Source organism: uncultured Marinobacter sp. (assembly GCF_913055835.1).
Classification (GTDB): domain Bacteria; phylum Pseudomonadota; class Gammaproteobacteria; order Pseudomonadales; family Oleiphilaceae; genus Marinobacter.
In genome coordinates this window covers 23394-36889 of the sequence record NZ_CAJXKQ010000014.1, presented here as the reverse complement: position 1 = coordinate 36889, position 13496 = coordinate 23394, and the positions used below count along the sequence as shown (strand labels likewise).

13 protein-coding genes are annotated in these 13496 nt (G+C 58.3%); 12 read left to right on the top strand and 1 reads right to left on the bottom strand.

What is annotated here, in order from left to right; genetic code table 11:
- The first annotated feature begins 158 nt into the window (after positions 1-158).
- The 12 genes from rpsP to ung all read left to right on the top strand — a co-directional run bounded on the left by rpsP (position 159) and on the right by ung (position 12446).
- Entirely contained in the window at positions 159-398 is a 240-nt protein-coding gene (gene rpsP / locus QZ534_RS09680) for a 30S ribosomal protein S16 (protein ID WP_069184097.1), read from the top strand.
- 27 nt (positions 399-425) lie between these two features.
- Positions 426-953 carry a ribosome maturation factor RimM gene (gene rimM, locus QZ534_RS09675; protein WP_296934047.1) on the top strand — a complete coding sequence of 176 codons (528 nt, stop codon included), beginning with the start codon at positions 426-428 and terminating at the stop codon, positions 951-953.
- A 3-nt stretch (positions 954-956) separates the two neighbouring features.
- Positions 957-1703, top strand: a complete 747-nt coding sequence (gene trmD, locus QZ534_RS09670; RefSeq protein ID WP_296934046.1) for a tRNA (guanosine(37)-N1)-methyltransferase TrmD — start codon at positions 957-959, stop codon at positions 1701-1703.
- A gap of 37 nt (positions 1704-1740) precedes the next feature.
- The gene (rplS, locus tag QZ534_RS09665; RefSeq protein ID WP_048495327.1) at positions 1741-2097 is read left to right on the top strand and encodes a 50S ribosomal protein L19; all 357 of its coding nucleotides are present in this window, start codon (positions 1741-1743) and stop codon (positions 2095-2097) included.
- A gap of 109 nt (positions 2098-2206) precedes the next feature.
- A complete protein-coding gene (gene xerD / locus QZ534_RS09660; RefSeq protein WP_296934045.1) occupies positions 2207-3109 on the top strand; it encodes a site-specific tyrosine recombinase XerD in 903 nt (300 codons plus the stop codon).
- Between the two features lie 128 nt (positions 3110-3237).
- Positions 3238-3969: a DsbC family protein gene (locus tag QZ534_RS09655; protein ID WP_296934044.1), complete on the top strand. Its 732-nt coding sequence runs from the start codon at positions 3238-3240 to the stop codon at positions 3967-3969.
- A gap of 145 nt (positions 3970-4114) precedes the next feature.
- Positions 4115-5416 carry a homoserine dehydrogenase gene (locus tag QZ534_RS09650; RefSeq protein WP_296934043.1) on the top strand — a complete coding sequence of 434 codons (1302 nt, stop codon included), beginning with the start codon at positions 4115-4117 and terminating at the stop codon, positions 5414-5416.
- An 11-nt stretch (positions 5417-5427) separates the two neighbouring features.
- Positions 5428-6828 carry a threonine synthase gene (gene thrC / locus QZ534_RS09645; RefSeq protein WP_296934042.1) on the top strand — a complete coding sequence of 467 codons (1401 nt, stop codon included), beginning with the start codon at positions 5428-5430 and terminating at the stop codon, positions 6826-6828.
- 6 nt (positions 6829-6834) lie between these two features.
- Entirely contained in the window at positions 6835-8568 is a 1734-nt protein-coding gene (gene recJ / locus QZ534_RS09640; RefSeq protein WP_296934041.1) for a single-stranded-DNA-specific exonuclease RecJ, read from the top strand.
- 457 nt (positions 8569-9025) lie between these two features.
- Positions 9026-10121, top strand: a protein-coding gene (gene prfB / locus QZ534_RS09635) for a peptide chain release factor 2 (protein WP_099045589.1) whose coding sequence is annotated in 2 segments (ribosomal slippage) — positions 9026-9097 and positions 9099-10121 — 1095 coding nt in all. Because the reading frame shifts where the segments join, the coding sequence is not laid out codon by codon here.
- A gap of 51 nt (positions 10122-10172) precedes the next feature.
- Entirely contained in the window at positions 10173-11708 is a 1536-nt protein-coding gene (gene lysS / locus QZ534_RS09630) for a lysine--tRNA ligase (protein ID WP_296934040.1), read from the top strand.
- A gap of 3 nt (positions 11709-11711) precedes the next feature.
- The gene (ung, locus tag QZ534_RS09625; RefSeq protein ID WP_296934039.1) at positions 11712-12446 is read left to right on the top strand and encodes a uracil-DNA glycosylase; all 735 of its coding nucleotides are present in this window, start codon (positions 11712-11714) and stop codon (positions 12444-12446) included.
- Between the two features lie 164 nt (positions 12447-12610).
- On the opposite strand, the gene QZ534_RS09620 is transcribed toward ung, so the two are convergent.
- Entirely contained in the window at positions 12611-13444 is an 834-nt protein-coding gene (locus tag QZ534_RS09620; RefSeq protein ID WP_296934038.1) for an HDOD domain-containing protein, read from the bottom strand.
- Positions 13445-13496: the final 52 nt, after the last annotated feature.

Below are 13496 nucleotides of genomic sequence, written 5' to 3'. Positions count from 1 at the left end.
CTTACATGGAAAACGGGGAAACAACTGGTTTTGCTGTTTTCTTCGGCGCTTTTTTAGCATAGAATAGCGCCCCTTTCGAGTATGGGTCTTCGCGTCAGCTGGTCTCCGGCAGGCGTGAATCGTACAAAGTTCGTACAACAGAACAGGATATTGGTTAAATGGTAACAATCCGTTTGGCTCGTGGCGGCTCCAAGAAGCGCCCGTTCTACCATCTGACAGTCACCGACAGCCGCAAATCCCGCGACGGTCGTTTTATTGAGCGCGTTGGTTTCTTCAACCCGGTTGCCCGGGGCCAGGAAGAGCGTCTGCGTGTTGATCGTGATCGTGTCGAGTTCTGGCTTGGCCAGGGTGCTCAGACCAGCGAGCGCGTTGCCCAGCTGCTGAAGGCTGCTGAGTAAGACAGTACTGACGCCGGGGTTTATGGCATGACACAGAATTCGCAGGAAACTGTGATCGGCCGGATTACCTCGGTATTTGGGGTCAAGGGGTGGCTTAAAGTTTTCTCCTACACAGACCCCAAGGAAGGAATACTCAACTATCCCGATTGGACGCTTGATCTGGATGGTAAGCGTATTCCGGCCAAGCTTGAGGAAGGTCGCCGCCAGGGGCAGGGGATCGTTGTCAGGCTGAAAGGTATTAACGACCGTGATCTGGCCCGCACGTACTGTGGTGCTGAAGTCAGGGTTTCCACGGCTGAGTTGCCGGAGCTTCCAGAAGGGGAGTTCTACTGGTTTCAGCTGGAAGGGCTTGATGTGTATACGGTCGATGATGAGTGCCTTGGTAAAGTGCACCATCTTATGGAAACCGGATCCAACGATGTTCTGGTGGTGCAGGCTGCGGCAGGTTCCATCGATCAGCGTGAGCGTCTGATTCCTTATCTGCCCGGCGAAGTGGTTCAGAACATTGATCTGGACTCAAAACGCATGGTGGTGGACTGGGATCCGGAGTTCTGACAGGTGTGGATTGGCGCAGTCAGTCTGTTCCCGGAAATGTTCAGTGCGGTAACGGACTACGGTATTACGGGAAGGGCAGTCCGGGATGGTCTTCTGACGTTCCGGAGCTGGAATCCCCGTGAGTATACCCACGACCGGCATCGCACGGTAGACGACCGGCCCTATGGTGGTGGCCCGGGCATGCTGATGAAAATTCAGCCTCTCCGGGACGCAATCCATGCGGCACGGGAAGCAGCGCCCGGAAACCCCTGTGTGGTTTACCTGTCGCCCCAGGGCGAGACGCTGGATCAGTCTGTTGTCGAGTCACTTGCTGCCGAGCGGCAACTGATTCTGGTGGCAGGCCGTTACGAAGGCGTTGATGAACGCCTGATAGCGACGGAAGTCGATCGGGAAGTGTCACTGGGTGATTTTGTGCTTTCCGGTGGCGAATTGGCAGCGATGGCTGTCATTGATGCGGTTACGCGCCTCATCCCCGGAGCGCTGGGTCATGCGCAGTCGGCAGAGCAGGATTCTTTCGCCGACGGTTTGCTGGATTGTCCGCACTACACCCGGCCCGAAGTTTACGAAGGTCAGGCGGTGCCGGATGTTTTATTGGGCGGTCACCATGATCAGATCCGGCGTTGGCGGCTTAAGCAGTCGCTGAGGCGAACCCGGGAGCGACGCCCCGACCTGCTGGAAAAGCGGGTATTTACGGACGAAGAGCGTGAGCTGCTGGAAGAGATTTTGAACGAACCGGGTGCCTCTGAATGATCAGGGCATTAACAGATTGGGTATCAGGAGCATTACGATGAGCGGCAAGAACAACATCATCAGTCAACTTGAAGCAGAACAGATGACCAAGGAAATCCCCGCATTTGCGCCGGGCGATACCGTGGTGGTTCAGGTTCGCGTAACCGAGGGTAACCGTGAGCGTCTTCAGGCGTTCGAGGGTGTTGTCATCGGAAAGCGCAACCGCGGCATGAACTCCTCTTTCACCGTGCGTAAGATTTCTTACGGTGTTGGTGTTGAGCGTACCTTCCAGAGCTTCTCCAAGCTGATCGACAGCATCAGTGTGAAGCGTCGTGGCGACGTTCGTCAGGCCAAGCTTTACTACCTGCGCGACCTGTCTGGTAAGGCGGCTCGTATCAAGGAAAAGCTGGGCTGATCAGCCAAGGGCTGAACAGCAGGCAGAAAAAGGCAGCCATGGGCTGCCTTTTTTGTGTCTGAGGTTCCGGTATGCTTGTCGTGAGACGTTCGCAGCCTGGGGGCTTGCCATGAGAGCTGAAGATGAGTCTGTAATTGTCCGGTTTGTCGATGCCATCTGGCTGGAGGACGGGCTTGGCGAGAAGACTCGGCAAGCCTACCGGAGTGATTTGTCTCGATTGTCGGAGTGGCTGGAGAGCCAGCCTGGCAAGCCGGCACTGACCGAGGTTCGCCGAACCGATCTTCTGGCGTGGATGTCGCGTGGGCTGGCGGAAGGGGTAAAGAGCTCCACGGCGGCCAGGCGGTTGTCCGGACTTCGACGGTTTTACCGGTTTTTGCTGCGCGAAGGGCTGATTGCTGAAGACCCGACCTTGCGAATCGACAGTCCGAGGCTGCCCCGGCGTCTTCCGGATTCTCTTACGGAAGACGAAGTGGATGCGCTGCTTTCCGAGCCGGATCCCGGCATTGCCATCGAGCTTCGGGACAAGGCCATGCTCGAGATACTCTATGGTTGTGGGCTGAGAGTCTCCGAGCTGACAGAGCTCCGGGTTGACCAGGTAAATCTGCGCCAGGGCGTGGTTCGGATAACTGGCAAGGGTGACAAGGAACGGCTCGTGCCCCTCGGGGAGGAGGCGGTTGACTGGCTGCTGCAGTACATGAAGGAGGGCCGGTCGGAGCTTCTGAAAGGCCGCTCCTGCGATGCGCTGTTCCCCGGCAGTCGCGCGGCGGCGATGACCCGTCAGACATTCTGGCACCGCATCAAGCATTACGCCTTGCGAGTGGGTATCCGCAAACACCTGTCTCCCCATACACTCCGGCACGCGTTTGCCACGCACCTGCTCAATCATGGCGCGGATCTGCGCGTTGTCCAGATGCTTCTGGGGCACTCCGACCTGTCAACGACCCAGATATATACCCATGTGGCCCGCCAACGGCTCCAGTCGCTTCATCAGGCCCATCATCCCAGGGGATGATGGAGCTGCTGCTTGCGCTGGCGGAGGTGAACTTTCCTTTTTTGTTCTTGTCGCATTGAATTGATTCCCGGCCTGTGCCAATACTGCCCGGGTTTGTAACTGATCTCTGAAAAAGGTTGTTTGTCAGAATGAATATGAAACATACGGTTGTGGCGCTTGCCTTCGGTTTTGGCTCACTCGTTATGGCGAGTGCCAGTGCCGGTGAGGTTGAAGATCGAATTTCCGAGCGCCTGACCGAGGCGGTCCCGGGCCTTCAGGTGATGTCGGTAAAGGAGTCAGAGGCAAAAGGGCTCTATGAAGTTCAGAGCAACAATGGCGAGACGATCTATGCAACCGAGGATGGCCAGTATTTGATGACGGGTGATCTTCTGAAGATCACTGATCAGGGCATTGCCAATGTCACCGAGGCCGCCCGCACTGAGGCCCGTCGCGAAATGATGGCGGACTATGGTGATGAGGGGGTGATCAGCTTTCCTGCGCAAAACGAAAAGGCCGTCGTGAGTGTGTTCACTGATATCGACTGTCCTTATTGCCGGAAGCTTCATGATGAAGTGCCCCAGCTTAACGACTACGGGATTACCGTCAATTACTACGCCTTCCCGCGGTCCGGTCCCAATACTGCGTCTTTCAGAAAATACGAGTCGGTCTGGTGCGCTGACGATCAACAGGCGGCCATGGACGCAGCCAAGGCCGGCCGAAAGGTTGCCGACGCAAGCTGTGAAAATCCGGTGCGTGAGCAGTTTGAGTTGGGTGGTCGGGTTGGTGTAACCGGCACGCCCGCCATCGTGCTGGAAGACGGTAACATGGTTCGTGGCTATGTCCCGGCGCAGCGTCTGGCCGAAGGGCTCGGTTTGCTCTGATAGCATCCCGGACCGGTCGTCCGGGCTGCAGTGGACGGTATTTTCTGTGGATCCGATTCAGGGCTTATTCAGTGAGGCCTGAATCGGTATACTATGCCCGCCTAACATAATTCATCAGCACCCCTTCGGGATCAGAGGTGAGAGTTTGAAAGACGTCAGTGTCGGAATCTGCGGATTGGGAACCGTCGGCGGCGGTACCTTTAATGTCTTGACCCGCAACGCCAGGCTGATTGCCGGCCGGGCAGGGTGCAATATCCGAATTACCCGGATTGCCAGTAGGCGGGCGCGCGAGGATATGGATCTTGGCGATGTGCCCTTCAGCACCGACATTTACGACGTGGTGAACGATCCCGGTGTCGATATCGTGGTCGAATTGATTGGTGGCTATGACGCAGCTCGGGAGCTGGTGCTTGCGGCTATCCGCAATGGCAAGCATGTGGTTACCGCCAACAAGGCCCTGATCGCTGTCCACGGCAACGAAATTTTCGAAGCGGCAGAGAAAGCCGGCGTTGTGGTGGCCTATGAGGCGGGAGTTGCCGGTGGTATTCCGGTCATCAAGGCCGTACGTGAAGGCATGGCGGCAAACCGCATCGACTGGATTGCCGGTATTATCAACGGCACCGGTAACTACATTCTGACTGAGATGCGTGCTGGTCGGGAATTTTCCGAAGTGCTCAAGGAAGCCCAAGACCTGGGGTACGCTGAAGCAGATCCGACCTTTGATGTGGAAGGCATTGATGCCGCCCACAAACTCACCATCCTGGCGTCCGCCGGCTTTGGTGTGCCCCTGCAATTCGAAAAGGGCTTCACAGAAGGCATTTCGAAAATCACGCCTTATGATATTTCCCACGCGGAGCTGTTAGGGTATCGCATCAAACATCTTGGCATTGCCCGTCGTCGGGATGATGGCATTGAACTTCGCGTTCACCCCACCCTCGTGCCCCAGAGCCATTTGATTGCCCAGGTTGATGGGGTGCTAAATGCGGTCCTGGTGGATGGCGATGCCGTTGGCCAGACCATGTATTACGGCCCCGGCGCAGGGGATGAGGCCACCGCCTCTGCGGTTATCGCGGATATCGTTGATGTTGCGCGTGCCGTAGCAACAGAAAGCAACCTGCGTGTGCCATACCTTGGTTTCTCACCGGATGCCATGGAAGAGCTGGATGTGTTGTCCATGGAGGACATCCAGTCTGCCTATTACCTGCGCATTACCGCTCTGGATCGTCCGGGTGTGCTGGCAAAGATTGCCTCCATCCTAAGCGAGCATGGCATCAATATCGAGTCGATCATGCAGAAAGAGTCAGAGCTGAAAGACGGTCGTATTCCGGTGATCATCCTGACCCACACCGTTCAGGAGCGGCAGATTAACCGTGCGATTGAAGAGCTGGAAGCCCTGTCCGATACCGATGGCCAGGTTGTCCGCATCCGCGCTGAAAACTTCAACTGACAGGTACGAACGTGAGATACATCAGTACGCGGGGTGAAGCCCCCGCACTGGGTTTTGAGGATGTTTTGCTAACGGGCTTGGCGACAGATGGCGGGCTCTATGTGCCCGAATCCCTGCCGCATTTCAGCCTCGAGGAAATCCGCAGCTGGCGTGGGCTGTCCTACAGTGAGCTGGCCTTCAACGTCATGCATCCGTTCGTGGACGATGCCATCCCGGCGGACCATTTCCGCAAGATGCTGGACGAAACCTACGCCGTGTTCGCCCATAAGGCGGTCGCGCCGCTGGTTCAGCTGGATACCAACGAATGGGTCATGGAGCTGTTCCGCGGTCCCACGCTGGCGTTCAAGGATTTTGCCCTGCAACTGCTGGGTCGCCTGCTGGACTATGTGTTGGAAAAGCGCAAACAACACGTGGTGATTATGGGCGCCACTTCCGGTGATACCGGGTCGGCCGCCATTGAAGGCTGCCGACGTTGCGAGCATGTGGACATCTTCATCCTGCATCCTTACCAGCGGGTATCCGAGGTGCAGCGCCGGCAGATGACCACCGTTCAGGGTGACAACATCCATAACATTGCGGTGCGTGGCAACTTCGATGATTGTCAGCGCATGGTGAAGGAGAGCTTCGGTAACCAGTCCTTCATGGGCGGAAAAACCCAGCTGGCAGCAGTGAACTCCATCAACTGGGCGCGGATCATGGCCCAGATTGTGTACTACTTCCACGCTTCACTGGCCCTGGGCGGTCCAGATCGCAGCATGGCGTTCTCAGTGCCCACCGGTAACTTCGGGGACATCTTTGCCGGCTATCTGGCGAAGAAAATGGGGTTGCCGATCTCCCAGCTGGTGATCGCCACCAATCGCAACGACATCCTGCACCGGTTCATGAGCGGCAACAAATACGAGCAGCATCAGCTTGAGCATACGCTCTCCCCAAGCATGGACGTCATGGTGTCCAGCAACTTCGAGCGCCTGCTGTTCGACCTGCACGGCCGCGACGGTCTGGCGGTAAAATCCCTGTTGGAAAACGCGGCCAAGGGCCCGGTCAGCATCGAGGACTATCGCTGGAAGCATGCCCGCAAGCTGTTCGACAGTGACGCCGTGGACGATAAGACAACTTGTGACACCATTCGCGAGGTGTACGAGCAGAACGAGTATCTGCTGGACCCGCACACCGCCATTGGCGTTCGGGCCGCGAGGACCTGTCGCCGCGATCCGGCGGTGCCAATGATCACCCTGGGTACAGCCCACCCGGCCAAGTTCCCGGATGCCGTTGCCGAGTCCGGCGTCAGCGTCGAGCCGCCTCTGCCGGCCCATATGGCCGACCTGTTCGAGCGGGAAGAACGTTACACGGTGCTGGACAACAACATTGCCGGTGTTCAGGAATTTATCGCCAAGCACTGGAAAAACGCCTGATCGGGTATGACACCAAAAAAGATCCTGCGTCGCCCCCAGCCCGAGATGTTCCCGGACTGGGGGGAAAACCTGCCTCCCTTACTTCGTCGCCTTTACGCCGCCCGTGGCGTTACTTCCGATGAGCAGCTCAGCTACACGCTGAAACACCTGGCATCCCCCATGTCACTTCGTGGCATCGACCGGGCAGTCGAACTTCTTGCGGAAGCGATCGAGCAGCAACAGCGGGTGCTTGTACTCGGCGATTTTGACGCCGATGGTGCCACCAGCACTGCCGTCGCCATGCTTGGCCTGTCAATGCTGGGGCTTCAGAGCATCGATTTTCGCGTCCCCAGCCGTTTTGCCGACGGCTACGGCCTGACGCCGGGTATTATTGAGCGCTTGCGCGATGAAGGTCAGCTTCCCGACCTGATGGTTACCGTCGATAACGGCATATCCGCTATTGAGGGCGTTCGAGCCGCCAAGGAACTTGGCGTCAAGGTGGTGGTGACCGATCATCACCTGGCCGGCGAGGAGCTCCCGGATGCGGACGCCATCGTTAACCCCAACCAGCCGGGCTGCCCGTTCCTGAGCAAGAACGCCGCTGGCGTTGGCGTGATGTTTTATGTCCTCACCGCGTTGCGCAAGCAGCTTCGGGAAACCAATCGTCTGCCGGAGCCCGAGCCCAATCTGGGCAGCCTGCTGGACCTTGTAGCGCTCGGCACGGTGGCCGATGTTGTCCCCCTGGATCACAACAACCGGATCTTTGTCGAGCAGGGCCTGCGCCGGATCAGGCAGGGCGAGGCGCGACCCGGCATCCTGGCGCTGCTGGAAGTGGCGGGCCGGGACCGCACGGCAATCAGCTCAACCGACCTCGGATTTGTGGTCGGGCCCCGCCTGAATGCCGCCGGGAGGCTGGATGATATGAGCATCGGCATTGCCTGCCTGCTGGCCGACAGCCCAGATGAGGCACGGCGCCTGGCCCGGGAGCTGGATACCTTCAACCGGGAACGCCGAACTATCGAGAAAGACATGAAAGCCCAGGCCCAGGACCTGCTGGCCTCCATGTCCCTGGATCTTGAGGGGCTGCCCTGGGGGCTGGCCCTGTTTGATCGAGACTGGCATCAGGGCGTCATCGGCATCCTTGCCGCCCGGATTCGGGAACAGACCCACAGGCCCACCATTGCCTTTGCGCCGGACGATAATGGCGAGGACATCAAAGGGTCTGCCCGGTCCATCCCGGGTTTGCATATCCGTGATGTACTCGCCGTTGTCGATTCACGCCATCCTGGCATGCTGAAGAAGTTCGGCGGCCACGCCATGGCTGCCGGCATGACCCTGGCCAAAGCGGATCTGGATGCCTTCTCCGAAGCCTTCGACCGGGCCGTCCGCGACAGCGCCTCCGCCGAAGACCTGGAGGCTGCGATCACCACCGACGGCCCTCTGGGGGTGGACGAACTTTCCCTGGACACCGCCGCACTGCTCAAGCGGGCTGGCCCCTGGGGTCAGCATTTCCCGGAGCCGTTGTTCGATGGCGAGTTTCGGGTGGTGAGTCAGCGAATCGTCGGTGAAAACCATCTGAAGCTGGTTCTGCAACCGGTTGAGGGCGGCGGCATCATCGACGGCATTGCCTTCAATACCGGGCCGGAAGTGCCTGATTACACCCAAACCGGTGCCCGGGTGGTGTACAAGCCGGATGCCAATACCTTCCGAGGGCGGACCAATCTGCAGTTGCTGGTGGATTATCTGGAGCCGCTCTCTTAATTCCTCGGGGCCGGCTAGTTCTGGTGGCTGGCCGCGAGCCGGGGGTGCTTTTTCTTCTGGGAAAAGAACTCGCTGCGCTCAGACACCTTTTCCCGGCAGAAAAAGCACCCCCGGCCCCCGGCCGATCAGGCTATGGTGAGATTAACTTCAACAATAAGTAACGCGGCCTGTGCATTCAAGCCCAGGCGTCGTGGCGGCCAGCAGGGATGTCTCTCGGCTGCGTGGTGGGGTGAGGTTTTCTGCAGTAAAAAGGTGTCTGAGCGCAGCGAGTTCTTTTTACGAAAGAAAACCTCACCCCTCCGCGGAGCCAGCCCCTCAGCACACAATCCTAAAAACCCACAAGCATAGGTCAGAACCTAACCCGCTGCGGAAACCCACAGGCTGATTTACAAACGGATTTCCGGTAGAATCCCGCCTCTGTTTTTACTCTCCATTTTCTAGAGCGAGTAAGGGTTTCATGGAAATTAATCCCATTGTGACGAAGATTAAAGAGCTTCGTGAGCGCACTGAAGCGCTCAGGGGGTATCTTTGACTACGATCAGCGTAGTGAGCGACTGATCGAAGTTGAGCGCGAACTGGAGCAGCCAAGCGTCTGGGACGACCCGGAGCGGGCACAGGCTCTGGGCAAAGAGCGCGCGGACCTTGAACTGATCGTCAAGACCATCGACAACCTCACCTCAGGCCTGGAAGACGCCGAAGGCCTGCTGGATATTGCCGCAGAAGAAGAGGACGAGGGCACTGTTGCCGAGATCGAGTCCGATCTTGAGGGCCTGGATAAAGAGCTCGAGAAACTCGAATTCCGCCGCATGTTCTCCGGTGAAATGGACGCCAACAATGCCTATCTTGACATCCAGGCCGGCTCCGGCGGTACCGAAGCACAGGACTGGGCCAACATGCTGCTGCGCATGTATCTGCGCTGGGCCGAGCGCCGGGGCTTCAAGGCCGAGATTGTCGAGCTGATGGAAGGTGAAGTGGCCGGCATCAAGAGTGCCACCATTCACATCCAGGGCGACTATGCCTATGGCTGGTTGCGTACCGAAACCGGCGTTCACCGGCTGGTGCGTAAGTCCCCGTTCGATTCCGGCAATCGCCGCCACACCTCGTTCTCTTCCGTGTTCGTGTCACCGGAAGTGGATGACAGCTTCGAAATTGAAATCAACCCGGCGGATCTTCGGGTGGATGTGTACCGTGCGTCCGGCGCCGGTGGTCAGCACGTTAACCGGACCGAGTCGGCGGTACGTCTGACTCACAACCCCACCGGTATTGTTGTGGCCTGTCAGGCTGGCCGAAGCCAGCACCAGAACAAGGATCAGGCCATGAAGCAGCTGAAAGCGAAGCTGTTTGAGCGTGAGATGCAGGAGCGCAACGCCGAGAAGCAGAAAGCCGAGGACGCCAAGGCCGATATCGGTTGGGGCAGCCAGATCCGCTCCTACGTTCTGGATGACAGCCGTATCAAGGATCTGCGCACCAAGGTAGAAACCAGTAACACCCAGTCGGTGCTGGACGGTGACATTGACAAGTTCATCGAAGCCAGCCTGAAGATGGCGCTGTAACCAGCGCCTTTGCCACGCTAACCCGGACAACCCGATTTCTAGTGAGCCAAAATGACTGATCAAACCCAGAATGCCGCACAGCATGAGGACAACAAGCTGATTGCCGAGCGCCGCGCCAAGCTGTCAGAGATGCGCGACCAGGGCAATGCCTTCCCGAACGACTTCCGTCGTGACGCCACCGCCGCCGAGCTGCAGGCGAAGTATGGTGATAAATCCAAGGAAGAGCTGGAGTCCCTCGGTATCAAGGTGGCCATTGCCGGCCGCATGATGCTCGATCGCAAGGCATTCAAAGTGGTTCAGGACATGACCGGCCGGATCCAGATCTATGCCTCCAAGGATGTTCAGAAAGATACCAAACACTGGGATCTGGGAGACATCGTAGGTGTGCGTGGCACCCTGTCCAAATCGGGCAAGGGCGACCTCTACGTGACCATGGATGAGTATGTGTTGCTCACCAAGTCCCTGCGTCCGCTGCCCGAGAAGCACAAGGGCCTGACCGATACCGAAGCCCGCTACCGCCATCGTTATGTTGACCTGATGGTCAACGAGGACAGCCGTCGGGTGTTTTATGCGCGCTCGAAGATCATCAGCGCCATGCGCCAGTACTTCACCGACCGGGACTTCATGGAAGTGGAAACCCCGATGCTGCAGGTGATCCCCGGCGGCGCCACCGCGCGCCCCTTCGTGACCCATCATAACGCCCTGGGCATCGACATGTACCTGCGGATTGCCCCGGAGCTGTTCCTGAAGCGCCTGGTGGTTGGCGGGTTCGAGCGGGTATTCGAGATCAACCGGAACTTCCGCAATGAGGGGCTTTCCACCCGTCATAACCCGGAATTTACCATGGTCGAGTTCTACCAGGCCTACGCAGACTACAACGACCTGATGGATCTGACCGAGGACATGCTGCGCACCATTACCCAGAAAGTGCTGGGCACCACCACGGTGGTCAACAGCCGCACCCTGGCGGATGGCAGCGAAGAAACCATCGAGTACGATTTCGGCAAAACCTTTGAGCGTCTGACCGTGGTTGACGCCATCCTGCGCTACAACCCGGACATCAAGCCCGAGCAGCTGGCAGACGATGCCAGTGCCCGCCAGGTTGCGAAAGACCTTGGCATTCATCTCAAGGATGGTTGGGGCCTGGGCAAGGTCCAGATCGAGATTTTCGAGGCGACGGCAGAGCATCGCCTGATGCAACCGACGTTTATCACCGAGTACCCGAAAGAAGTGTCGCCCCTGGCTCGCTGCAAAGACAGCAATCCGTTCGTCACCGAACGCTTCGAGTTCTTCGTGGGCGGCCGCGAAATCGCCAACGGATTCTCCGAGCTGAACGACGCCGAAGACCAGGCCGAGCGCTTCCAGGCCCAGGTGGCGGAGAAAGACGCCGGCGACGACGAGGCCATGTTCTACGACGAAGACTACGTGATGGCCCTGGAATACGGCCTGCCGCCTACCGCCGGTGAAGGCATTGGTATTGACCGCCTGGCTATGCTGCTGACCAATTCAGCGTCCATCCGCGACGTCATCCTGTTCCCGGCCATGCGCCCGGAGCACAAGGCCGACAGCCGCAAAGACGAGGAGTAATCCATGAGCCCGGTTGAGGTACTGGCCAGCCAGCTCAGGCCCGACCGGGGCTGGAAAGAACACCTCGCGGAAGAGTTCCGCCAGTCCTACATGGAAGGTTTGGCGGATTTCCTCGCCGCTGAGGAGCAGGCCGGCAAAGTCCTGTTCCCCGCCAGCCAGCACTGCTTCAACGCCCTCAACAGCACCCCGCTGGAAAACGTAAGGGTGGTCATCCTGGGGCAAGACCCCTACCACGGCCCGGGCCAGGCCCATGGCCTGTGCTTCTCCGTGCGCCCGAACGTGGCTATCCCGCCCTCGCTGGTGAACATCTTCAAGGAAATCCAGGACGACCTGGGTATCGCCCCCCCGGACCACGGCTGCCTGCAACCCTGGGCCGAACAGGGCGTATTGCTGCTCAATAGCGTCCTAACCGTCGTACAGGGCCAGGCCGGCGCTCATCAGGGCAAAGGCTGGGAAACCTTCACCGACAAAGTCATCGAAACCATCAACCGCGAACGGGAAGGCGTCGTCTTCCTGCTCTGGGGCAGCTACGCCAAAAAGAAAGGCCAGCACATCGACCGCAACAAACATCTGGTTCTCGACGGCCCCCATCCCTCGCCACTGAGCGCTTACCGGGGCTTCTTCGGTTGCAAGCACTTCTCAAAGGCGAACGACTGGCTTCAGCAGCAGGGCAAGCCCACGGTGAATTGGGCGCTGCCCAGCAAAGCTGAGCTAATCGAGAGATACAAGAAAAGCTGAAAGGGCAGGTAAGAAGTGCCCTTCCAAGGTTCGATCGGTGTGGGGGCGGTGAGTCTTTCCCGACAGGAAAAGGTGTCTGAGCGCAGCGAGTTCTTTTCCCGAGGGAAAGACTCACCTCCCCCGCGCCAGCCACCAAAAAGCGAGGGGGCAAGAAGTACAGGGTATTACTGAAGCAGCGCCATAGCCGCTTCCATCTGAGCGTTCAGATCCTCTTCCTCGCTCATGTCGACATTCGGATCCAACCCAAGACGATCAAACGCCGAAATCTTTGTCCAGTCCATCTCAGTCCACGGATGCTCCGAACCCGCAACCAGCTGCAGATTAGCCACCATCACCAGATCCGCATAGTCCGCCGCCGGCACCTCACGGTTGAAGTTGGCGTATTCCAGGGGCACATTCTGGAGCTCCTTCGGGAAATCCCACTTCTTGAGAATGGTCGCCCCGATCTTCGGGTGCAGTTCATCCACAACGTTGTCCAGCATAATGCTGCTGATCTGGATATCCTGGTCTTCCACATAGCGCAGGATCGGCAGCACACCGATCAGGTGTACGAGGCCTGCAAGCGTGGCCTGGTCAGGTTTGAGTTTGGTGTAGTGTTGCGCCAGAACATGGCAGACACCGGCCACTTCAGTGCTGGTCTGCCAGGTGGCCCGCATGCGCTTGTCGATCATGTCCGAGGTAGCCTGGAACATCTGCTCCATGGCCAGGCCCATGGCCAGGTTACTGGTGTAGGCCATGCCCAGGCGGCTTACCGCCATGTTCAGGTTTTCTATGGCGCGGCTGCCCCGGAACAGCGGGCTGTTGGTTACCCGGATGATGCGCGCGGAGAGGGCCGTGTCATTGCTGATGACCTTGACCAGATCGGCTATTGAAGAATCCTCGGATTGCGCAATGTCTCTGACCTGAAGGGCTACCTCCGGAAGGGTGGGGAGCACCAGCTTGTCGTTATCGATGGCTGCGTTGAGATCGGCTTTGATGGTTTCAACAATATTCGACATGGTCAATAAAGGTCCGCTTAAAGAGTTCATAGGTGGCCAGAGTAACTGAGCC

Excerpts from the sequence above, each read along its gene's own strand:
- rpsP (WP_069184097.1), top strand. The coding sequence starts at position 159 with ATGGTAACAATCCGTTTGGCTCGTGGCGGCTCCAAGAAGCGCCCGTTC.
- rimM (WP_296934047.1), top strand. The coding sequence starts at position 426 with ATGACACAGAATTCGCAGGAAACTGTGATCGGCCGGATTACCTCGGTA.
- rplS (WP_048495327.1), top strand. The coding sequence starts at position 1,741 with ATGAGCGGCAAGAACAACATCATCAGTCAACTTGAAGCAGAACAGATG.
- xerD (WP_296934045.1), top strand. The coding sequence starts at position 2,207 with ATGAGAGCTGAAGATGAGTCTGTAATTGTCCGGTTTGTCGATGCCATC.
- QZ534_RS09655 (WP_296934044.1), top strand. The coding sequence starts at position 3,238 with ATGAATATGAAACATACGGTTGTGGCGCTTGCCTTCGGTTTTGGCTCA.
- recJ (WP_296934041.1), top strand. The coding sequence starts at position 6,835 with ATGACACCAAAAAAGATCCTGCGTCGCCCCCAGCCCGAGATGTTCCCG.
- lysS (WP_296934040.1), top strand. The coding sequence starts at position 10,173 with ATGACTGATCAAACCCAGAATGCCGCACAGCATGAGGACAACAAGCTG.
- ung (WP_296934039.1), top strand. The coding sequence starts at position 11,712 with ATGAGCCCGGTTGAGGTACTGGCCAGCCAGCTCAGGCCCGACCGGGGC.
- QZ534_RS09620 (WP_296934038.1), bottom strand. The coding sequence starts at position 13,444 with ATGTCGAATATTGTTGAAACCATCAAAGCCGATCTCAACGCAGCCATC.